At 46.8% G+C, this 22659-nt stretch carries 18 protein-coding genes; 17 read left to right on the forward strand and 1 reads right to left on the reverse strand.

The features are described 5' to 3' along the window. The first annotated feature begins 21 nt into the window (after positions 1-21). The 17 genes from hrpB (at position 22) to VOR_RS17860 (ending at position 21291) form a co-directional block, all read left to right on the forward strand. On the forward strand, positions 22-2490 hold the full coding sequence (gene hrpB, locus VOR_RS0109935; RefSeq protein ID WP_010319556.1) for an ATP-dependent helicase HrpB: 2469 nt from the start codon (positions 22-24) through the stop codon (positions 2488-2490). After that, complete coding sequence (gene mrcB / locus VOR_RS0109940; RefSeq protein WP_010319557.1) at positions 2487-4835, forward strand: penicillin-binding protein 1B; 2349 nt, start codon at positions 2487-2489, stop codon at positions 4833-4835. The genes hrpB and mrcB overlap by 4 nt, the downstream gene beginning before the upstream one ends. 139 nt (positions 4836-4974) lie before the next feature. Further along, positions 4975-7182 carry a patatin-like phospholipase family protein gene (locus VOR_RS0109945; protein ID WP_286118391.1) on the forward strand — a complete coding sequence of 736 codons (2208 nt, stop codon included), beginning with the start codon at positions 4975-4977 and terminating at the stop codon, positions 7180-7182. 246 nt (positions 7183-7428) lie between these two features. Continuing rightward, entirely contained in the window at positions 7429-10026 is a 2598-nt protein-coding gene (gene acnB / locus VOR_RS0109950) for a bifunctional aconitate hydratase 2/2-methylisocitrate dehydratase (protein WP_010319559.1), read from the forward strand. Between the two features lie 260 nt (positions 10027-10286). Next, on the forward strand, positions 10287-10829 hold the full coding sequence (locus VOR_RS17855; protein ID WP_010319560.1) for a PepSY-associated TM helix domain-containing protein: 543 nt from the start codon (positions 10287-10289) through the stop codon (positions 10827-10829). Positions 10830-10945: 116 nt separating this feature from the next. Then, positions 10946-11461, forward strand: a complete 516-nt coding sequence (locus VOR_RS0109960; RefSeq protein ID WP_010319561.1) for a DUF2271 domain-containing protein — start codon at positions 10946-10948, stop codon at positions 11459-11461. A 65-nt stretch (positions 11462-11526) separates the two neighbouring features. Next, the gene (locus VOR_RS0109965) at positions 11527-12348 is read left to right on the forward strand and encodes a DUF4198 domain-containing protein (RefSeq protein WP_029627071.1); all 822 of its coding nucleotides are present in this window, start codon (positions 11527-11529) and stop codon (positions 12346-12348) included. 12 nt (positions 12349-12360) lie between these two features. Then, positions 12361-12663 carry a hypothetical protein gene (locus VOR_RS0109970; protein ID WP_010319563.1) on the forward strand — a complete coding sequence of 101 codons (303 nt, stop codon included), beginning with the start codon at positions 12361-12363 and terminating at the stop codon, positions 12661-12663. Further along, positions 12653-13231, forward strand: coding sequence for a DUF6162 family protein (locus tag VOR_RS0109975; RefSeq protein ID WP_162097691.1), 579 nt, complete (start codon positions 12653-12655; stop codon positions 13229-13231). Before VOR_RS0109970 ends, VOR_RS0109975 begins: the two co-directional genes overlap by 11 nt. Before the next feature lie 35 nt (positions 13232-13266). Next, positions 13267-14190, forward strand: a complete 924-nt coding sequence (locus VOR_RS0109980; protein ID WP_010319565.1) for a metal ABC transporter solute-binding protein, Zn/Mn family — start codon at positions 13267-13269, stop codon at positions 14188-14190. Further along, positions 14190-14951: a metal ABC transporter ATP-binding protein gene (locus VOR_RS0109985; RefSeq protein WP_010319566.1), complete on the forward strand. Its 762-nt coding sequence runs from the start codon at positions 14190-14192 to the stop codon at positions 14949-14951. Before VOR_RS0109980 ends, VOR_RS0109985 begins: the two co-directional genes overlap by 1 nt. Then, complete coding sequence (locus VOR_RS0109990; protein ID WP_010319567.1) at positions 14951-15829, forward strand: metal ABC transporter permease; 879 nt, start codon at positions 14951-14953, stop codon at positions 15827-15829. Before VOR_RS0109985 ends, VOR_RS0109990 begins: the two co-directional genes overlap by 1 nt. 89 nt (positions 15830-15918) lie before the next feature. Beyond that, complete coding sequence (locus VOR_RS0109995; protein WP_162097692.1) at positions 15919-16749, forward strand: metal ABC transporter solute-binding protein, Zn/Mn family; 831 nt, start codon at positions 15919-15921, stop codon at positions 16747-16749. Between the two features lie 71 nt (positions 16750-16820). Then, a complete protein-coding gene (locus VOR_RS0110000) occupies positions 16821-17498 on the forward strand; it encodes a response regulator transcription factor (RefSeq protein ID WP_010319569.1) in 678 nt (225 codons plus the stop codon). After that, a complete protein-coding gene (locus tag VOR_RS0110005) occupies positions 17498-18877 on the forward strand; it encodes a HAMP domain-containing sensor histidine kinase (protein WP_010319570.1) in 1380 nt (459 codons plus the stop codon). Before VOR_RS0110000 ends, VOR_RS0110005 begins: the two co-directional genes overlap by 1 nt. Before the next feature lie 147 nt (positions 18878-19024). Further along, positions 19025-19162 (forward strand): hypothetical protein, encoded by a 138-nt coding sequence (locus VOR_RS18735; RefSeq protein WP_155815358.1) that lies wholly within the window; start codon positions 19025-19027, stop codon positions 19160-19162. A gap of 23 nt (positions 19163-19185) precedes the next feature. Then, positions 19186-21291 carry a TonB-dependent receptor domain-containing protein gene (locus VOR_RS17860; RefSeq protein ID WP_010319571.1) on the forward strand — a complete coding sequence of 702 codons (2106 nt, stop codon included), beginning with the start codon at positions 19186-19188 and terminating at the stop codon, positions 21289-21291. Positions 21292-21412: 121 nt separating this feature from the next. Here VOR_RS17860 and VOR_RS0110015 read toward each other — a convergent pair whose 3' ends face one another. Further along, on the reverse strand, positions 21413-22549 hold the full coding sequence (locus tag VOR_RS0110015) for a glycerate kinase (protein WP_010319572.1): 1137 nt from the start codon (positions 22547-22549) through the stop codon (positions 21413-21415). Positions 22550-22659 lie beyond the last annotated feature (110 nt).

Here is a 22659-nt window from a genome sequence, read left to right on the forward strand (position 1 = left end):
TTTAACCATAAGGATTGCACATTGTCACAATTGCCCATTCAAGCTGTGATGCCCGAGCTGCTGGCGGGAGTACAAGCTCACCCACAGATGATTGTCAAAGCCGCTCCCGGTGCGGGTAAGTCGACCCATTTCCCGTTACAGCTATTAAAAGCGCAATTATTCACGGGTAAGATCATCATGCTTGAACCGCGTCGTTTGGCGGCGCGCAGTATTGCTTGCTATTTAGCGCAGCAATTAGGTGAGAGTGTTGGGCAAACCGTCGGCTATCGTATGCGTGGTGAGAGTAAAGTCAGCGCAGCGACGCAGCTTGAAATTGTGACAGAAGGGATCATGACACGTATGATCCAAACCGATCCTGAGTTAAGCGGAATCGATCTCTTGATCTTCGATGAGTATCACGAGCGGAGCATTCACGCGGATACGGCTCTCGCATTAAGTTTGGAAGTGCAATCAGCGCTGCGAGAAGATCTTAAAATCGTCGTAATGTCGGCAACCTTAGATCAACTGGCACTGCAGTCATTATTACCCCAAGCGCTTTATGTGCAATCTGAAGGACGCGCTTATCCGGTTGAAGTGCGCTATGCACCGCTGCGAGCCAATGATTATCTTGTGCCGACGATGAGCAAACAGATTGAAGGCTTGATGCGAGCTGAAAGTGGCTCTCTGCTGGCTTTTTTACCTGGCGTTTCAGCCATTAAACAGCTTGAACAGCAGCTCGCACACTTAGCCGATGAGTTTGATATTTGTCCTTTATACGGGCAGTTGAGTCTACAAGCGCAGCAAAAAGCGATTGCGCCTGCAGTAGCAGGCAAACGGAAAATTGTGCTAGCGACTAATATTGCCGAAACATCGCTGACCATTGAGGGGATACGCTTAGTGGTGGATGCAGGGCTAGAGCGGATAGCGAAGTTTGATCTTAAAACGGGCATCACTCGTTTAGAGCAAGTGAAAATTGCCCAGTCATCGGCGCAGCAACGCACGGGGCGCGCCGGACGCCTAGAACCCGGCATCTGTTTACGCCTTTACAGCGAAGCACAATATAAGCAGCAACCCCAAGTGCCGAGCGCGGAAATATTGCACAGTGACTTAGCTCCTTTAGCGATGGAGCTTGCGCAGTGGGGTGTGGTGTCGGTCAACGATTTGCCTTGGCTGGATACTCCACCACCAGCAGCGATGCAGCAAGCTTGGAGTCTATTGCATACGCTTGGTTTGATGGACAGCAAACAGCAGCTCAGCGCATTGGGTAAAAAAGCGCAGTCACTCGCTGTGGAACCAAGGCTGGTGAGTATGTTGCTCAAAGCCCATCAAACGAGTGATTCAATGCTAAATACGGCGCTCGCTGTGACCGCTTTATTAGAAGAGCCTGAGCGTAATGTGCTGGATTTACAACATAGCTTAATGCGTTGGCAGCAAGCGACTCACCCTAAAACACAAAACCTACATCAGCGTGCCACGACGCTTGCGCGCGCACTCGGTGGCCAATTTCAGCTAACACAAGTGGATGAATCATTGTTGGCGTTAGTGCTGAGTTTGGCTTTTCCCGATCGCATTGCCCAGCGTCGCAGCGAGTCGCAACGGGGGCAGTTTTTACTGGCGAATGGTCACGGCGCGCAAATGCGTGACGATGAACGTCTCGCGGGCGCGCACTATTTAGTGGTGGTGGATTTAATGCGCAGCGGTTCACAAGCGAGCCAAATCTTTGTTGCGACAGAGTTGGATATTGATGCACTGCAAGCCCATTTTTCGGAGCTATTTAGTACGCAAGAACGAGTCGATTGGGATGAGAAAGCAGGGAAACTGTGCGCGGAAAAGCTAACCCTGTGCGGTAAATTGATCATTGAGCGTGAAGCGCTGCCAGAGCCTGCTCATGAAAAAATGACGCAAGCCTTGCTCAATTATGTCCGTCGCAAGGGGCTATCGGTATTACAGTGGAGCGAAGCGGCGAGCGCTTTATTAACGCGCATACGTTGTGCTGCGCAATGGCTACCAGAAGCGGCGTGGCCTGCTGTCGAGGAACAAGCGCTGCTTGATGATCTTGAGGTTTGGTTAGCCCCCTATTTAGTCGGAGTAAAATCGGTCAAAGCGTTAGCAAAAGTACCGATTTTTGATGCGCTCAATGCCTATTTAGGTTGGCCATTAAACCAAGAAATTGATCGCTGGCTTCCAACTCACCACCCGCTACCGACAGGTAATCGAGCCGCCATTCGCTATCAACTGGGCGCGGAGCCGATGTTGTCGGTTCGTATGCAGGAGATGTTTGGCGAGCAAGATTCCCCCACCATCGCTCAAGGGCGCAAAAAAGTGGTGATGGAACTGCTCTCACCTGCGCAGCGGCCTTTGCAGGTGACTCAAGATCTCGCCGGTTTCTGGCAGGGTGCTTATAAAGAAGTACAAAAAGAGATGAAAGGGCGTTACCCAAAACACGTTTGGCCTGATGATCCTGCCAACCACATAGCGACGACGAAAACTAAGCGGCAATTAGCACAATGACAACCCAGAAAAAGCCTACGGGCACTCAAAAAAATAGCGTAAAAAAACCTTCACGTCGCCCGGCCAAGAAGCCCTCATCGCCACGCAAAGCATGGTGGAAAATTGTGTGGGGTATTGGCTGGAAACTGAGCCTTGCACTGGCCGCGGTGCTGTTGTTCGTTGGTATTTACTTAAATAGCGTGGTCAAACAACGCTTCGAAGGCCAGCTTTTTGATTTACCGACCGTCGTGTATGCGCGCATTTTGAATTTAGCACCCGGTGATGACATCCCGTTGCAAGAGCTGCGCAATGAGCTTGATGTACTCAACTATCGCAAAGTGAACCAGCCACGCTATGCTGGCGAGTACTCTTCATCATCAAGCAAAATTGAGATCATCCGCCGCCCTTTTGAGTTTGCCGATGGCCCTGAGCCTGACCGCCATGTGATGCTCCATTTTAATGACAGCGGTTTAGTTCGTATCCAATCTCTTGAGCAAAAAGGGGATTTAGGTTACTTGCGTATTGAGCCCAAAATGCTCGGCATGCTTGAAAAAGGCAACGATGAGCAGCGGCTATTTTTACGTCGTGATCAGTTTCCTGAAGTGATGGTGGATGCGTTGCTTGCGACCGAAGATCGCTATTTTTATCAACATGATGGCATCTCTCCATTTGCGATTGCCCGTGCTTTAGTGGCCAACATTAAGGCTGGGCGCACTGTGCAAGGCGGCAGCACGTTAACTCAACAGCTGGCAAAAAATATTTTCTTATCCAGCGATCGAACCTTATGGCGTAAAGTGCGTGAAGCTTATATGGCGCTCATTATCGACTATCGCTACAGCAAAGATCGCATTTTAGAAGCCTACTTAAACGAGGTCTATTTAGGGCAAAGTGGCGGTGAGGCGATTCACGGTTTCGGCCTCGCCTCACGGCTTTATTTCGGTCAACCATTGCAAGAATTGCGTATTGATCAACTAGCGTTGTTGGTGGGCATGGTTAAAGGGCCTTCTTATTATAACCCGGCGCGTTACCCTGAACGTGCTAAAGAGCGTCGCGACTTGGTTTTAAAGCTGATGATGCAGCAAGATATTTTGACGGCTAAACAGTTTGAACAAGCGGCCAGTCGACCGTTAGATGTGCAAAAGCATCCTCACATTGCCAGCCGCCAGCCAGCGTATTTTCAGCAGTTAAAAATTGAACTGAAAGAGAAAGTGGGCGACGCCTTCAAAGCGGATACTGGCTTGCGCGTTTTTACCTCGCTCGATCCTGTTTCGCAAGCCAAATTGGAGCTGGCGATTGATCGACAAATTCCAGTGCTTTCCAAAACAGCGGGGAAAAACTTAGAAGCGGCGGCGATTGCTGTTGATCGAACCAGTGGTGAAATCCGTGCCATGGTTGGCGGTAAACAGACCGGTTATGACGGCTTTAACCGAGCTTTAAATGCAAGCCGTCCTATCGGCTCGTTAGTCAAACCAGCGGTCTATCTCACCGCACTCGCACAGCCAGATAAATATAACTTAGCCAGCACGCTTATCGATAAACCCATCACACTCAAAGGGAACAAAGGCGAAGTGTGGTCACCGCGCAATTTTGATCGTCAGTTCCGTGGTGAAGTGCCGCTGTATCTCGCGTTGGCCAAATCACTGAATGTGCCTACGGTACAATTGGGCATGCAGCTTGGAATTGAACAAGTTTCTGACACTTTGGTGCGGCTTGGTGTCAACAAAGAGGAGATCCGTCCTGTACCGTCGATGTTTCTTGGCGCGTTCTCTCTGACGCCTTATCAAGTGGCGCAGATGTACCAAACCTTAACCAACTCGGGTAAAAAAGCGCCCTTATCGGCGCTGCGCTCGGTATTGGATTTAGAGGGCAATGTGCTCTATCAATCGATTCCCAAAGTATCCCAAGCCGTTGAGCAGCAAGCGGCGTGGCTTACCACTTATGCGATGAAGCGAGGAGTACTTGAAGGGACTGGGCGCTATCTCAATAACCAGTTCGCTTGGGCAGCATTGGCGGGGAAAACTGGCACCACTAACGATAGCCGCGACAGTTGGTTTGTCGGCGTCGATGGTCGTGAAGTTACCACGGTTTGGCTTGGCCGCGATGATAATCAGCCGATCAAACTTACGGGTTCGAGCGGTGCATTACGGGTGTACGCGGAATATTTACAACATCGGATCCCGGAAAAATTACTTCTTCCTTGGCCGCAAGGCATTACTACAATTGGCTTTAAAACCAGTTCCGAAGGGGAATTAGTCCAAGACTGCCACAACGAATTTAAACTGCCCATGTGGGATAAAAACGGCGCATTGAAACAGGGCTGTGATAAACAACCGGGGCAATGGTTAAAAAATCTCTTTCAGTGGTAGCGGGGTGAGTTTATAGTAAATTGATTTTAAAGGGATTTAAGGAAGAGTCGTGAAACGGTTTTTAAGTAACTTATTGTTCTTGGTATTCATGTTTGCTGCGACTTTCGCGGTGGCCGATGAGCCACCAACTAAAGAATCTATGTTGAACAGTACTGCGCGCCCCAAGATTGCTGTGGTACTTGCTGGTGGCGGAGCAAAAGGTGCAGCGCACATTGGTGTTCTCAAAGCATTGGAAGAGATGCACATCCCCGTTGATTTCATTACTGGTACCAGTATGGGCGCTTATGTCGGCGGTTTATATGCCAGTGGCATGAGCGCCGATGAAATTGAAAGTTTAATTTACAGCGTAGATTGGAATGAAGGTTATCGTGACCGGGTCAACCGTAGCCAACGTCGTGTTCGGGATAAAGAGTACGAAGACCGCTATCAACTGACCACCGACCTTGGACTGCGTTGGGGCGAGATCCGCGCACCACGTGGAGTGGTGCAAGGGCAGAATATGTTGCGTATTTTGCGAGAAACGTCGGGTAATCTCTCTGAATTTCACTCCTTTGATCAACTGCCTATTCCTTATCGCGCGGTAGCCACTGATATCATTGCTCTTGAGGAGGTGGTGTTGGATCGTGGCTATTTAGTGGATGCGATGATGGCGAGTATGTCAGTACCCGGAGCACTGCCACCTTACGAAGTTGATGGTCGTTGGTTAGTCGATGGTGGTGTGACCAATAACATGCCTGTTGATGTTGCACGTGCCTTAGGGGCCGATATTGTTATCGCGATAGATATCAGTACCGATTACAAAAACCAAGAAGATTTCACCACCTTTTTGACGGTCGCCGATCAGCTTTCCAACTATCTCGTACAAAGAAGTACTCAAAAACAAGCACGTTTATTGAATGAGCGAGATGTATTTTTGCGCCCAGATGTCGGCAGTATGGAAACCACTGAATTTGATAAAATGCCTACCGCTTATGAAAAAGGGTATGAGATTGCGATGGCAAATAAATCGGTGTTGGCTTCGCTCTCCTTATCTAGCGCAAACTATCAACATTATGTAGAAGTAAAACAAACTCGCCGCAGGGCTTTAATTTATGGCGATAATGTTAATGTTGATGAAATCGTACTCAACAACCGCAGTCATTACAGCGATCAATTATTGAAAAACCGTTTGCATTTAAAGACAGGACAAGCGCTATCAACCGAGCAGATTGAAGCGACAGTCGAAAATCTCTATGCATTAGATCGCTTTGAGTTAGTGACCTATGAATATCGAGAATCTGAAGGAAAGAACCAACTGGTCATCGATGTGAAAGAGAAATATTGGGGACCCAATTACCTCAATTTTCGCTTTTTCTTAGAAGATGATTTTCATACGGATAGTCAATACGCGTTGGGCATTTCTTCCAATTTTACTGACTTAAACTCATTCGGATCTGAATTGCGTTTCAACCTAGAAATGGGCACCGATAAGATCATTGAAGCGGAGCTATTTTCGCCTCTTTTTTCTGGACAAAAAGCGTTCACCTCAGCTTTGATTTCCTTTAGCAATGATAAACGTAATAAGCCAATGCAAGGGTTTGATGACACCAGTCTAGAAGCCAGTAAAGACTATTTGCCGATCAGCTATTTAGAATGGATTGGAGAGTTATCGATTGGTTATCAAGATAAATTATGGCGAGAGTTTAAGTTAGGGATCCGCTATACCGATGGGGAGGATGAAGTGTCACATTGGCCATCCATGGGAAATATGGATTACACCCGTGTAGGGGTGTTTGTTAACTACCGCATTGATACTTTGGATGACTTTAGTTTGCCTACCCAGGGTGTTTATCTTGATCTTGAGTATCTTGCATCGCACGATAGAGCTTCTAATGTGCCTTCTGAACCTGAATCAAACGATACCGTGTATGAATTTTCCGGTGAACTGATCGCCGCTTACAGCTTTGGTCGCCATACTTTGGTCGGCAACCTAGATTACGGTGTGGTGCAAAGTAAAAATTCCAGTGAACCGATCAATCCTAAATCGATTGGTGGTTTCTTAAATTTATCGGGTATCCCTCGCAACAGCTTAATTGGCCAGAATAAAGCGTTCACCAGTTTGGTGTATCGTTATCGCTGGTTTGATAATGACTTTGGCCTGTTCAGTTCTCCATTTTATGTTGGTGCATCGATAGAATACGGCGGTGTATGGTCTGATCCTAATCTAAGCTTTGATACCGCTCCATTGTACGGCGCGGGGTCAGTGTTTGCCGGAGTTGATTCGCCGATTGGACCGATTATGTTTGCTTATGGTCGAACCGAAGATAATTTTGATTCGATATACTTGAGTATTGGCACTACCTTTTAGCGAGAATTGAGCTGAAAAGTGGGCGGTAAGTGACTCAAAAATCATAGAACTTTAGTCTTAAGTTGCTATGTTGGTCAAAATGATAAGATTTTAATTTAAAGTTAAATTTGCTATTCTTCGTCCCACAGTTTGGCCTCTCTGCCGCTGATTACATAAAAATATCTGGCAATGGAGAGCCAAGTTTCCAAGGATGTTTGCCCATCATGTCAATAATAATGGGGTAAACCGCAATGAGAGGAAAAAGTCGTGCTTGAAGCCTACCGTAAACACGTCGCAGAGCGTGCTGCAGAAGGAGTTGTTCCTAGACCCCTAAATGCTGAACAAGTCGCAGGACTTGTTGAACTGTTGAAAAATCCCCCTCAAGGTGAAGAAGCGTTCATGCTTGATCTCCTTGAAAATCGAATTCCTCCCGGTGTGGATGAGGCCGCTTATGTTAAAGCGGGCTTTTTAACCGCCATCACTAAAGGTGAGGTCTCTTCACCGTTAGTGAGCCGCGCAAAAGCGGCGCAACTACTCGGAACTATGCAAGGCGGTTATAACATCGAGCCGCTTGTCTCATTGCTTGATGATGCTGAGCTGGCACCGATTGCGGCTGATGCACTATCGCGTACTCTACTGATGTTTGATGCGTTCTATGACGTTGAAGAGAAAGCAAAAGCGGGTAATGCACATGCACAAAAAGTGCTGCAATCATGGGCAGACGCGGAATGGTTCCTTTCAAAACCGGCGCTTCAAGAGAAGATCACGCTAACCGTATTTAAAGTTACTGGCGAAACCAATACTGATGATTTGTCACCAGCGCCAGATGCATGGTCACGGCCAGATATTCCAGTGCATGCACTGGCTATGTTGAAAAATGAACGTGAAGGCATTCAACCCGATAAAGCAGGCAGCATTGGCCCTATCACTCAAATCGAAGCTCTAAAAGAGAAAGGCCATCAGCTAGTCTACGTGGGTGATGTGGTCGGTACAGGCTCGTCTCGTAAATCCGCGACTAACTCTGTTTTGTGGTTTATGGGTGACGACATTCCATTTGTGCCTAATAAACGCGCGGGTGGCTACGTGCTCGGCGGTAAAATTGCACCGATCTTCTTCAACACCATGGAAGATGCTGGCGCATTGCCGATTGAAGTTGACGTTACCAAGCTCAACATGGGGGATGTGATTGACGTTTACCCATTTGAAGGCAAAGTGTGCAACCACGACACTGGCGAAGTGCTTGCCACGTTCAAGCTTAAAACCGACGTACTGATTGATGAAGTGCGCGCTGGCGGCCGTATTCCACTGATTGTTGGCCGTGGTTTAACGGATAAAGCACGTGAAGCACTAGGTTTAGAAGCGTCAACAGTATTTCGTCGCCCAGTTGCAGTAGCTGATACAGGCAAAGGTTATACATTGGCTCAGAAAATGGTCGGTAAAGCATGCGGCGTGACGGGTGTTCGCCCGGGGACTTACTGCGAAACTAAAATGACCACGGTTGGATCGCAAGATACCACTGGCCCGATGACACGTGATGAATTGAAAGATTTGGCGTGTCTTGGTTTCTCTGCTGACTTAGTCATGCAATCTTTCTGTCATACCTCGGCTTATCCAAAGCCTGTTGATGTGAATACCCACCATACCTTGCCTGATTTCATCATGAACCGTGGCGGTGTTTCACTGCGTCCGGGTGATGGCGTTATTCACTCATGGCTAAACCGTATGTTGTTACCTGATACCGTCGGTACTGGTGGTGACTCGCATACACGCTTCCCGCTTGGCATTTCATTCCCAGCCGGTTCTGGCTTGGTTGCTTTTGCGGCCGCAACGGGTGTGATGCCACTGGATATGCCAGAATCTGTCTTGGTGCGTTTCAAAGGTGAAATGCAGCCGGGCATCACGCTGCGCGATCTAGTGCACGCGATTCCTTATTACGGGATTAAGCAAGGCCTGCTTACAGTGGCGAAAGCGGGGAAAATTAACGAATTCTCTGGCCGTGTGCTAGAAATAGAAGGGGTTGAGCACTTAACGGTTGAGCAAGCGTTTGAACTTTCGGATGCCTCGGCAGAACGCAGTGCGGCGGGTTGTACGGTTAAATTGTCACAAGCCTCAATTGAAGAGTACCTCAACTCTAACATCACTATGTTGAAGTGGATGATCGCCGAAGGTTATGGTGACCGCCGGACTATCGAGCGCCGCATTACAGCGATGGAAGCGTGGCTAGCCAATCCTGAGTTGATGCAAGCGGATAGTGATGCAGAATACGCACATGTGATTGAGATTGATCTTGCTGAGATTAAAGAGCCGATTTTATGTGCGCCAAATGATCCAGACGATGCGCGCTTACTTTCTGATGTACAAGGTACGCCTATTGATGAAGTCTTCATCGGTTCTTGTATGACCAACATTGGTCACTTCCGTGCGGCAGGTAAATTGCTTGAGAAGTTCAATGGTCAGTTAGATACGCGTTTGTGGGTTGCGCCACCGACTAAGATGGACAAAGATCAGCTTATCGAAGAGGGCTATTACGGCATCTTTGGTCGCGCTGGGGTACGCATTGAAACTCCAGGATGTTCGTTATGCATGGGTAACCAAGCGCGTGTTGCTGATAAAGCGACCGTCATGTCGACTTCGACTCGTAACTTCCCGAACCGTTTAGGGACCGGCGCGAATGTTTACCTTGCTTCGGCTGAGCTGTCTGCCGTGGGTGCCATTTTAGGCCGCATTCCGACACTGGAAGAGTACCTAGAGTACGCGAAGCAGATCAACGCAACTGCAGCTGATACCTATCGTTACCTCAACTTCCATCGTATGGCGCAATACACTAAAAAAGCAGACAGTGTGATTGTTCAGCAAGCGGTGTAAGAGCTATCCAAGCTAACCTCCTAATAAAAAAGCCACCGATTCGGTGGCTTTTTACCATTCTAGCTGCTCACTTATGTCTACTTCTCACTCATGCTGAAGCTGAAATAGCCTCAAATGAAGCTTGAACCGGCGGTATTCTCCAACAAAGCATGACGTCATCCACTGTGCAGAACTCTGTAATGTAAATAATGTAAATTGAATAAAAATGAGTTTGATTATCATATAGAATGAGGCGTGATTTTATCTGATGATAGCAAGGCATGTTTTATAAACAGCGAACTTTCCAACTTTGGGCCAGACGCCTACATATCTATGTATCGATGAGTGTTATCGGGTTGATGCTCTTTTTTGCTATTACTGGCATTACCTTGAATCGACCCGATTTGTTTGTAAAAAGCCAGCCCAGTCGTGAACAACTGCAATTCACCTTGCCTCAATCTCTGTTATTTGAAGATGAGCGTTTGGTTTTAAATGCTGACACTCTACTCAATTACCTGACGGCGCATAGCTCGGTGCGAGGTGAAATGTCTCGTTTAGATACTTACACTGATTACCAAAATGGTGTGTTACAGCAAGGAGAAGTGAGCGCCAGTTTCAGTGCTCCGGGCTACAGCGCTGCTCTGTATATTGATTTAACCACCGCTCAGGCTGAACTGGATATGACCGATTATGGCTTTGTCGCTATGTTTAATGATCTGCACAAAGGGCGTCACAGCGGTGAGGTTTGGAAGTGGGTGATTGATCTCTCTTCTGTATTGATGCTGGTGTTTATTCTGTCTGGTATTGCATTGCTTTTAACCTAAAAAAAGTACTCTAAGCTATGCGCTGCGTTGGTGCAGTTTAGGTTTGCTTCTCACTTTCAGCGTCTATTGGCTTGCGGTTCCTTAGCTGTTACTTATTCAATTTAAAAGGAAATGTGATGAATATCATTAAGTGGCTCCAGCCTTATGCGGTCGCATTTATATGCGTGGTGGCCAGTTTCAAGCTGGCGGCAAATCCTCTGGGAAAATTGGACATTGAATTTGAATTACCACGTTTAGAAGTTGGCATGTACGCGCGACCTTATGTTGCGGTTTGGATTGAAGATAGCCAAGGAAAGCCAGTGCGGACCATCGCGCTTTGGCAAAAGGATGACACATGGTTAAAGGATATTCGTCGCTGGTGGCGTCAAGTAGGACGCTACGATCGTCAGTTGGTTGATGCGATCACCTCGGCAACCCGCCCGGCAGGCCAATACAAAATGTTTTGGGATGGTAAAAATGACCAAGGCGAGATACTTGAGCAGGGTAATTACGTCTTTTTTGCCGAAGTGGTGCGTGAACATGGTGGCCGAGATGTAGTGCGCCAAGTGATGTCCTTAACTCACTCTTCGCAGCAGTTTTCCCTCGCTGCAACTTATGAAACGGGCGTCATTCGTTTGCACTATCAACCTTAATTTTAGGCTCTACTAAGGAGTCAAGCTTGGTAGTTCAAGCTTATCCACTCACAGGAAATGATCTTATGTCTTATCGCTTTATCTGTAAAAGTTTGTTGATTGCTTCGGCCTTTGTTTCTGCGTCATTGCAAGCGCACCCTCGTTGGTTATTGCCAAGTGAATTTACCATTTCTGCCAAAGAGGGTGATTGGGTTACTACCGATGCTACGGCATCACATGGCACTTTTGTGTTCGATAAGCCGTTGAGTGTCGATTCAGGTTATGTCCTTACTCCGAGTGGCAAGCGAGAGCGTTTTGCTTTTAGTGCCAAGCATAAGCGTAAATCGACTTTTGATTTCTTTTTCTATGAGCAAGGCACTCATAAAATTGCGTTGGTGGGAACACCATTTTATATGACCAATTACACCGTAGGTGCGCGTAATACGGCGCGACGCATTGCCGCGAATTCAGTTGAGCGCCAAGCCTTGTTGCCCGAAGGTGCACAAAACGTCAAAACAGTGTTGATGTTCAACCGAACAGAAGCTTACATCACGGTGAATGAGCCTTCTGCGCAAGTGTTTGCTTTGGAAAATCAACTTTTAGAATTGGTTCCCGTTACACACCCAGCTGATATGGTTGAAGGTGAAGAGATTGTGTTGCAGTTCTTCTTTAACGGCCAAGCTCAAGCGGGTGTTGAAGCCGAAATTCGCCAAGATGGCACCTTATATCGTAACCAACAACAGGCGCTGATCATCCACAGTGATAATGAAGGCAAGATTCGTTTCACTCCAGAACAAGCGGGGCGTTATTTGCTAATCGCAGGCTTTAGTGGAGCACTTAGCGATAATGCTTTAGCGGACGAAGCGCGCTCTAGTATTCATTTAACCTTTGAAGTGGTTTTGAAATAACGAGGTTGTATTGTGCAAATAATCCGAGCAAGCGCGTTTGCTGCGCTGTTGGTGAGTGGGACAAGTTGGGCTCATTTCCCCGTGATGGAGTGCAGCAAGCAAGAAACAACCATAACCTGCCAAGCCGGGTACAGTGACAGTAGTCCTGCCATTAATGAAACCATACGTCTGTTTGATTATGACGATGTGTTATTAGATGCCCAAAAAACCGATGCATTATCGAAGGTGACTTTTGAGCAACCAGAGGGGGATTACTACATAGTATTTGACCCTGGCCATGAATCGGCGATTGAGGTGGATGGCGTTGAGCTCTGATAATCCAACTCGCGCGGCCGTGAGTGTGGCGGTGAAAGCGGATAAAGGTAGCGCTGAAACAGGTTGGGTCATCATGGCGATAGCGAGCATTTTGTTGCTCGCTTGGGCGTTGTTTCAATGGAATCATTTATCGGAAAAGGCACAGAAAACCACCACTTTACAGAGTGACTTAAGTGCTCAGGTTCTCAGTGAAAAGCAAAAAAGCATACTGACGGAGCTTAGCCTTGCTCATCAAGAGTTGCTTTTTTTCTATCAAATGGACGCTCAACTGCCGTCGATCCAGTGGCTAGAGGATGAGGCGATCGCGCCATTTGTCAACGATGTCAGTTGGCACTATTTAGGTGAACATCAATGGTATCGACTGGTGAATGGTTACCTTGGTATAGCTCAACAGCCTGACGCGGTAGGACACGTGATTTTGTGGTATCCACCGAACTCGATGGACTCTCCTGAAGTGTGGTTCTCATCTCAAGCTTTGGTGACGCATGTTGCTATCGAATCATTGCAAGAGAGCCATCATTTACAACAAGCGGGTTGGAAACGTTGGTTATTAGTGCGTTCCTTCTAATGCTTTGTTCTGTATTGAAATCAAAAGAGACAGTTATGATAGGTCGTTATAAGTTAGGGCATTGGCTGGGTTGTATCTCCACACTGTTGGTCTGTACCCTTAGCTACGCACAAGAGAAGTTAACTATTGGTATTACTCTGCATCCGTATTACAGCTATGTCAGTACTATAGTGCAAGATAGGGCGAATGTGCTGCCATTGGTCGACGCTGGGTTTAATGCTCATAACTACCAACCGCAGCCTGCGGACTTACTGCGGCTACAAAAGATGGATGTGATCGTCGTAAATGGTATCGGCCACGATGATTATGCGATGAAGGTATTAGCCGCAGCCGATCAGCCGAGCCTGAAGATCATTTATGCAAATCAACAAGTGCCCTTACTTGCCGCAATGGGAGCTTCTGTTGGCGATGGGGCGAGAAATCCTCATACCTTTGTTGGCATTGCAACCTCTATTCAAAAGGTCTACACCATTGCTCAAGCTTTGTCGGAGATTGACCCTCAAAATGGCCCGTTTTATCAAGCTAATGCTCGTAAATTTGCCAAACAGATGCGGCAGATAAAACAGCAAGCGATGCGGCAGCTACTGAACGCTAACGTTCAAACACTGAAAGTGGCGACCACTCACAACGCTTATAATTACCTCCTACAAGAGTTTGGCATTGAAGTCAGTGCCGTCATTGAACCGGCCCACGGTGTTGAACCGAGTGCCAGTCAATTGCAAGAGACCATCGAAAAGATCCACCGTTCAGGTATCAACGTCCTGTTTTATGAGCTCGATATGCCCAACCGATTTGTCGAGACTATCGAGCGAGAAACTGGGGTTCAGCTTTATCGTTTTTCTCACATGACGCACGGTGAATTTACCCGTGACAAAGTGTTACATGAGATGAATGACAATACTCAAACTCTAGTGCAAGCGGTGCAGTATGCCAGTCAATTAGCTCGGGAACGCTCGTGATGAAAGGGCCAGCGATTGATCTTACGAAGATGAGCCTGAGCTATGCCTCACAAACGGTGATTGAAACGATGGATCACCATTTTGCTCAGGGACAGTGTCATATGGTGATGGGACCGAATGGTGGCGGAAAAACATCGCTATTGCGCTCAATCATGGGATTAACGCCCTTCGATGGCCAGATAGAGATTCACTGGCCCGAAGGCGCGCGGCAACGTATGGGCTATGTGCCACAAAAAGCGCTGTTTGAGTCCAGTTTACCCATTAGCGTATTGGATTTTATGTTACTCAACATGAGCCGTATTCCACTGTTTTTACAGTGGCTATCACCTCAACGCCATCTTGCAAAGCGTAAGGTGTTACTCAACTTAGAGCGCGTTGGTATGGCGCAGCGTGCGCATTTACGTTTGGGGCAATTGTCCGGTGGCGAGTTGCAGCGGGTGCTATTTGCACAAGCATTATTAGATGAGCCTGAGTTACTGATTTTAGACGAACCGACTACGGGGATGGATGAGCAAGGGGTTCAGTACCTTGAACAGTTGATCGTGCAGCTAGTGAACCAAGGCGTGACAGTGCTTGCGGTGCATCATGATATTCACGCAGTAAAACGCATTCTTAACCAAACGCAAGGTGTTGTACATGTGATCAATCTCGGTTTGGTCGACAGTGGTTCAGTGAGTGATGTCTTACACCCTGATAAAATTGAACATCTTTTCCTGCATTACAGCAAGCACGCGAAATTGAATCCCAAGGTGGCAGCATGATGGACGCGCTGTTACACGCTTTACAGTGGGCTGTGGACAAAGGATGGCTTGCGCAAAGCTTTGGTTATGCCTTTATGCTCAATGCCTTAGTGGCTGCTTGTGTATTGGGGCCGCTACTGGGTGGGCTGGGTACTTTAGTAATTGCTAAGCGTTTAGCGTTTTTTTCTGAAGCCGTTGGTCATGCGGCGATTACGGGTATTGCGATAGGTATTTTACTTGGTGAAAGCCCTGAATCACCTATGATAGGTTTGTTTAGTTTTTGTCTTATTTTTGCTCTTTTGCTGCATTATGTACGCAATCGCACTCAAGTGCCTTATGACACTTTAGTCGGTGTTTTTCTTTCTGGTGCGTTAGCACTTGGCGCTGCGTTATTGATGTATGTGGCGCGTAAAATTAATATTCACTTACTCGAAAATGTTCTGTTTGGCTCGATTTTAACCGTGACACGGCAAGACATTACGCTGCTGGTTGCCATCTGCGCCTTGATCTTGGTCGTGCTGCTTTTGACCTACAACCGCCTCCTTCTTTCTTGCTTAAGTCCAGATATTGCGAAAGTTCGGGGCTTGTCTGTGCATGGTTATGATTATCTTTTCGTCATTATGATAACACTGGTTACCATAGTGGCAGTCAAGGTGATTGGTGCGGTGCTAGTGGGGGCATTACTGCTGATCCCCGGCGCAACCGCCCGTTTGCTGACTCGCCACAATGCCAGTTTTGTGCTGATGTCAGCCTTATTGGCCACCACAGCTTGCCTTGGCGGCACCATTTTACCACTGATTTATCAGTGGCCGATCCCCTCTGGAGCGGCGATCATTTTACTCTCTTCTCTCTTTTTTATGATGGCCACAATTTGGCGCGTGGCGAGGCCTAACGGATGATGATTATCAAGCAATGTTTTCTATCACAGTATTTTCAAACTAGGTGCGTTTTTTTTCGCCGTTTGTGCCTACTTGTTTGCTGCCTCTCTTTGAGTGGTTATACGTCTGCGAATCAAAGTGTATTGACTTCACTGCCAGCGACTTATTTGCTCACCAGCCAACTGCTGCAGGGTACTGATCAATCTGCAGTTTACCTACCGTCGCCGCGTTTTAGTTTGAATCGCCATCTCAGTTGGTTTACAAGCCATCAGCAAGAGGTCGCGGAAAAAGCACGATCTGCGCTTGCTGCAGTGACCATTGCATCGATTTGGCCGCAAGATCCTATCTATCCTCAGGTGCGTCAATTTAACGTACATATTGTCCCGATTGATGCTGCGCAAGCCATTTCTCCCAGAGCGCAAGCGGTTGCATCGTTGCGTGATAAAGAGGGCTCACTTTCGCCGTATGTGTGGCTCAATCCCGTCAATTTAACCACAATGCTCAATATTATCAGCCAAGATTTGCAACAACTATTTCCGCAACATGCACAGCGTATTGCGGATAACCAAAGTCAATCAGCGGCTGCGATTACGGCGCTTATGTTAGCGAATCAACAATTTTTATTTGACCAAGAGATCGAGAGTGTCGTGTTACTCGACCCCGCATTATTGGACTTTGCTGCGGGTTACTCTTTGTATGTGCACGGTCATTTATTTAAGCCAGAATTAGAATGGAATCAAAAAGATAAAAATCAGTTGAAACAATGGGTTGAGCAAGATCCTAGTGCTTGGGTTATTGCGACGCGAGCTCAAAGCAAGCAGCTAAAGCAGATCCTGCCGCAGTTTTCTCGTTATTTACTGGTTGATCCCATTCAGCGTTTTGACCGCGGCTTTGAGCGCACTTTACCTTGGCAGCGTTGGCAATTTACTTTAGCGAATTGATCATACTAGACTTGTATTCATATTAATAATAAATAGAATAATAACTATTCTTATTTATATGTTTATTGATTATGCCTAATATCTTAGTTGCCGATGATGATCCTGCAATGTGTCAGTTGATCGAATCTGTCCTGCTTTTGGAAGGCTACCAAGTGATGAGCGCGCAAAATGGTGAGCAAGCCCTTGAGCTATTAGCATCTCAGCCTTTTGATCTGGTTTTGCTTGATGTGATGATGCCCAAGCTGAATGGATTACAAACCGCAAGGCGTATCTGCCAACGATTTTCTACACCGATTGTGATGATCAGTGCATTCGGTGACGAATCAGCCAAAATTGAAGGCTATGATGCTGGCGCAGATCACTACCTAGCGAAACCCTTCAGCATTGTTAAGCTGTTGACGTTAATTAAATCCACTCTCAGACGAGTAGCGCTGGAAAAGCAGCGCTACCAACCCCGTATGCAAGCGTGTGTGGATGAACTTGATTCACACGTCATACAAATACGCCGTTTACCTTTCACTCAGACTGAACTGGATTTAGTGACCTACCTAGCGGCGCATCCGCAAAAAGTGGTATCGAAAGCTGAATTACAACATACAGTATTACGCAAAGAGTTAAGCCCATTTGATCGCAATTTAGACATGCACATCAGCAATATTCGCCGTAAATTAACCCAAGCGGGTTTTTCAAAAAATACCATTCGCACCGCAAGAGGCTCTGGCTATCAATTTGAACTGGTTAATGGTTAATGGTTAAGGACTGGGCGAGGGCGAAACGCATTTTTCGCACCGTATCACAGCACCTAGTCGTCAAACTGTTTATGCATTTATCGGTTGGCGTGGTGCTGCTTCTCTCTTCGTACACCGCGATAGAAGTGCTGTTATTAGAACACTTTTTACGTTTACCCACTGCGATACATCGAGAGTTTCAAGTGCTCTCGGATGAGGCCGATACACTATTACGGCAAAGCAATGCACAGGATCTTGCTCGGTGGGAAGAAAAACAGAAGTATCTACTGTACGTGGTTGATGAGCATCTGCAGGCGATTGGCGGGCGAGAGGTTCACCCGCACGTACAGAAAAAGATGCATTACCAGAGGGGAATGGATGAGCCGATGGGCAATAAGGTGTCGCGCCCCATGATTGGTATCCCTCTACGCGATGCACATCAATTGATGATTCAACTGCCTTGGGAACTGCACCCAGCTCGGCGTTCGGCTTATTATCTATGGGCGTTGAACCTCATGATCAGTTTATTGATTTTAGGTATTATCTCGTGGGTGTTAACCAAGCAACTTCAATTGCCGCTGACGGGTTTAAGATCCGCTAGCCACCGTTTATCTCAAGGGGAAACATCAGTGAGAGTCGCGCAGCAGCTTGGTCGCTCATCGATTGAATTTCAGCAATTAGCACACGATTTTGATCGTATGGCTGAACGTATTGAAGGACTCATTGGCGAACAAAAAAAGTTAGTGCGAACCTTGTCTCATGAGTTGAAAACCCCTCTTGCCCGCCAGCTGCTCTTGTTGCACTTGCTCAAAAAAGATCACAGGGATGAGAGCGCTCAACTCTTCCTTGATCAGTTAGAGCATGAATCGCATCTGATGAACTCGATGATTGAAAAGATCTTAGAGCTTAGCCACCTAGATAGTGAGCATCTACATATTGTATTGACTCCACTTGATGTCAACGCTTACCTTGCTGAGCAAACGGCGAAGTTTGAATGCCATTTACAGTCAGAGCAACGTTTAACATTTATCGCCTCTCAATCAGCGCCTTGGATTTTAGCCGATAAGGTCTTGCTTGGAAGCGCGCTGGATAATGTCTTAACCAACGCGGTCAAATATGCTGGACCACAGTGCGCTATTGTCGTGCGAGTAACGCTTGATGAACAGTATGTACAGATCAGCATTTCTGACAATGGACCGGGAGTAGCACCTGCAGATTTAGCGCATATTTTCGAGCCATTTTATCAAGCAAAGCAAAGCTCCTCTTCTGATTCTGGGTATGGATTGGGTCTCTCTATCGTTTGCCAGTCGATTGATAAAATGCAAGGTAAGATCAAGGCCTATAGTGTGTCGGGGCTTGAGCTTGTCTTTACCTTTCCTTGTGAGCGATCCCTCCATTGAGAAAAGTTCCCTAAAACAGTGTAAAGATTGTAAAGTAAATACAATTGATAATTGTTATCAGTTAAATTCTGCGAGTTATTTTACTTAACCGTTTTGAAGCCTTTAAGGCTATCGAGGTGGTTCATCGAATAAAAAAGGAATAAACCGATGTTGTTGACTCGTAAAACGAGCTTAGCGATTGCGATTGCGATTGCATCACTATCTCATTTGCCTTTTATTGCTCATGCGCAGAATCAATCTGACGATGTCATGGTGGTACTGCGGCTGGTTTTGAGCAGAAACTGACTGATGCGCCTGCAAGTGTTACTGTGATCACCTCAGAGGAGTTGCGTACACAGCCTTATACTAACTTGCTTGATGCGTTGCGAAATGTCGAAGGCGTTGACATTGGTGAAAGTCAGGACAAGAGTGGGCAAAGTACCATCAGCATTCGAGGCATGGGTTCGGACTATACGTTGGTGTTGATTGATGGTAAGCGTCAGAACAATAGCGGTGATCTCTATCCCAATAACTTCGTCGGTTTCCAAATGGCGCACATTCCGCCACTTGATATGATTGAGCGGATTGAAGTAGTGCGCGGTCCAATGTCAACATTATACGGCGCGGATGCGATGGGTGGCGTCGTTAATATCATCACCAAACGTGCCAATAGCGAGTGGGGCGGGTCGATTTCTCATAGTCGCACACTGCAAGAAAATTCTGCATTAGGTGATGTTACCACTACCGATTTCTTCAGCTCTGGCCCTCTGATTGAAGATAAACTGTACCTTTCATTAAGAGGTAGTCTCTACGACAAAGCCGAATCGACACCCAGTTATGCAGCTACGACAGCACCAGATGGCTCCGCCTTCCAACCCTCGACCACCTTTGGTGGTGGTGGCAAAACATCAGATAATCAAAATTGGTCAGCGGGTTTTGGTCTGACATTTCTAGTTAATGAAAACAATGAACTGTTGCTTGACTATGATGCTTCTCGTCAAAAGTACGATAACAGTGAATCACAATTTGGTACGACAGATTCTGCCGATACGATTTATAAAAATGCACGTGTTGGTTATGCGCCAACGGAAAGAACATTACGTGATCAAATCTCGCTGACTCATATTGCTAAATGGGATTTTGGCCGTACCGAAGTGGGTCTTTCACATGTTGTGACCGAAAACTTAGGTCGTTCTTTGCCGCTGAGCTTACAACAGCGTCAGGAGCTTGCGAGTAAAAAAGTCTCATCTTCAAAAAATGAGACGATAGCTTGGATTGAGTCTGAATTGCTGCCTCGTCCACAACGTGAGTTGAGAAGTGCAAGTACCACCTTAGATGCGAAATTAGAAATGCCGTTCGGCGATCACTTCGTCGTGGTCGGTGGACAGTTGATCGACTCTGAAATGGAAGATGGCGTGTTTGGTATGCTAAGCAGTGGTTATCAAGCAGGCGCAGTGCAAGAACATAAGCAGTATTCACTGTTTGCTGAAGATAGCTGGCAGTTGACAGATGAATTGTCACTGACAGGTGGCGCACGTTATGATCATCACAGCACTTTTGGTAGTCATGTTTCACCTCGTTTGTATGCGGTCTATGCCCTCACTACCGATTGGACGCTAAAAGGTGGTGTATCAACGGGGTATAAAACACCTAAAACTTCCGATTTGTATGCGGGGATCACAGGTTTTGGCGGACAAGGAACAAGCCCATGGGTTGGTAACCCAGATCTGCAACCAGAAACCTCGGTCAATAGTGAATTTGCCGTTTATTACAGCTTGCCACAAGGCCACACATTCAATGCCACACTATTTTATAGCGAGTTTAAAGATAAAATAGAAAGTATTCATAACTGCTATGAGAATGCATCAAATTCGGCTTGTACAAATGTCGATGCTGCGAGTTGGAATGCACTTAATAGTGGTTATAAGCTGAGCTACAAAGATAACGTTGGTGATGCTGAAGTGAAAGGTTTAGAGCTGGCGGGTCGCTATGTAATGCCTTACGGACTTTCGTTGAAAGCCAATTATACCTACACAGATTCTGAAATTAAGAGTGGCGTGAGCAAAGGCAAGCCATTAACCAGCAACCCGGTGAAGAACATGCTTAATACCACCTTGAACTGGCAAGCGAATCAAGACTTCGCACTTTATCTTGTGATGGAAGCGAACTCTGATCGTTACCAAGGTCAAGATAGCCAAGGCAATGATCTTTTCTACAAAGATTTTGAAATCTTCCATTTAGGCAGTACGTGGGATCTTTCATCGGATCTAACGATTTCATCAAGAATCAACAACTTGTTTGATAAAGATTTTTCTACCTATGATGTGGAGTGGACGCAAAACGGTGATGGAAGCTATATCGGTAGTAAGCAAGATCACTATAACGTGATCCACCAGTCACGTAATTTCTGGATCTCGGCCAATATGCGCTTCTAATTTTTGATTGATGCCCTTGGTAGTGATTGAGTTTGTGAACAATTAGCCGCTGTAATTGATCACTTATAGTTTTAAAGTAAGCCGAGCATTCTAGCTCGGCTTACTGTTTTAAAAAGGGGTATTACTTGCGAGACAAGCTAAAAACACACGCGACATTACGCGCGGTCATTTCTACATTTTGCGCCGCTTCGGCAAGGGCTGTAGGCAAGTCGACCGAGCGTGGAACGATACTGAATACCGCATCGATGCCATGTGGGTGAACAACGGCGCAGTCTGCTGACAAGCAGCCTGCAATACCGATCACTGGCACGGAAAAACGTTTGGCAGTGCGCGCAACACCGATTGGCGTTTTACCGTGGATGGTTTGGCTATCAATGCGTCCTTCCCCAGTGATGACTAAATCGGCATCCTTTACTACATCGCTAAGGTTCACGGCATCCATCACAATTTCAATGCCCGGACGAAGGCTCGCTCCTAGTAGACCAACCAGCGCCGCACCTAAACCGCCTGCTGCGCCAGCGCCCGGCATCTCTTTCACATCAAGGCCTAATTGCGTTTTGATGATGTTTGCATAATGCGCAAGGTTGTCATCAAGTTGCGCGACCATCTCAGGTGTTGCTCCTTTTTGTGGGCCAAAGACATGCGAAGCGCCTTGTACGCCGCACAGTGGATTATCGACATCGCAGGCGACTTCCAGTTTGATGCGGGCCAAGCGTGGATCAAGCTGCGAGAGATCAATTGAGGCCAGTTTCGACAATTCACCGCCACCAAAGCCTAATGGATTGCCATCTGAATCAAGCAGTTGAATGCCGAGGGCTTGCGCCATGCCGAGGCCACCATCGTTGGTTGCGCTACCACCAATGCCGATGATGATGTGTTCAACACCTTGATCAAGCACGGTTTTAATCAGCTCACCAGTACCGTAGCTGGTGGTGTGCATTGGGTTGCGTTGCTCTGGCGGCACAAGGTGTAAGCCCGATGCAGCCGCCATCTCAATGATCGCTGTTTTACCATCACCCATTAAGCCATAAAAAGCCTCGACTTGTTCACCTAGCGGCGCCGTCACCGTTGTGGTAACAATCGATCCATTAGTAGCATCAACCAGTGATTGGACCGTCCCTTCACCGCCATCGGCCATCGGTAACTTAATGTAGTGCGCATCGGGCAACACTTGTTTGAATCCATTCTCTATCGCAGTGGCGACTTCCATCGCCGTTAGGCTCTCTTTATAAGAATCTGGAGCTATAACAATTTTCATTTTTAACACCTTAGCTGCGTTAAACAAACAAACTAGATTGAGTAAAAGTAATAATGGTCTAGCTTGCTATAGATGGGTATAAACCTTGATATCAAGGTTAGATTAACGCC

This window comes from Vibrio ordalii ATCC 33509, from assembly GCA_000257205.1.
Classification (GTDB): domain Bacteria; phylum Pseudomonadota; class Gammaproteobacteria; order Enterobacterales; family Vibrionaceae; genus Vibrio; species Vibrio ordalii.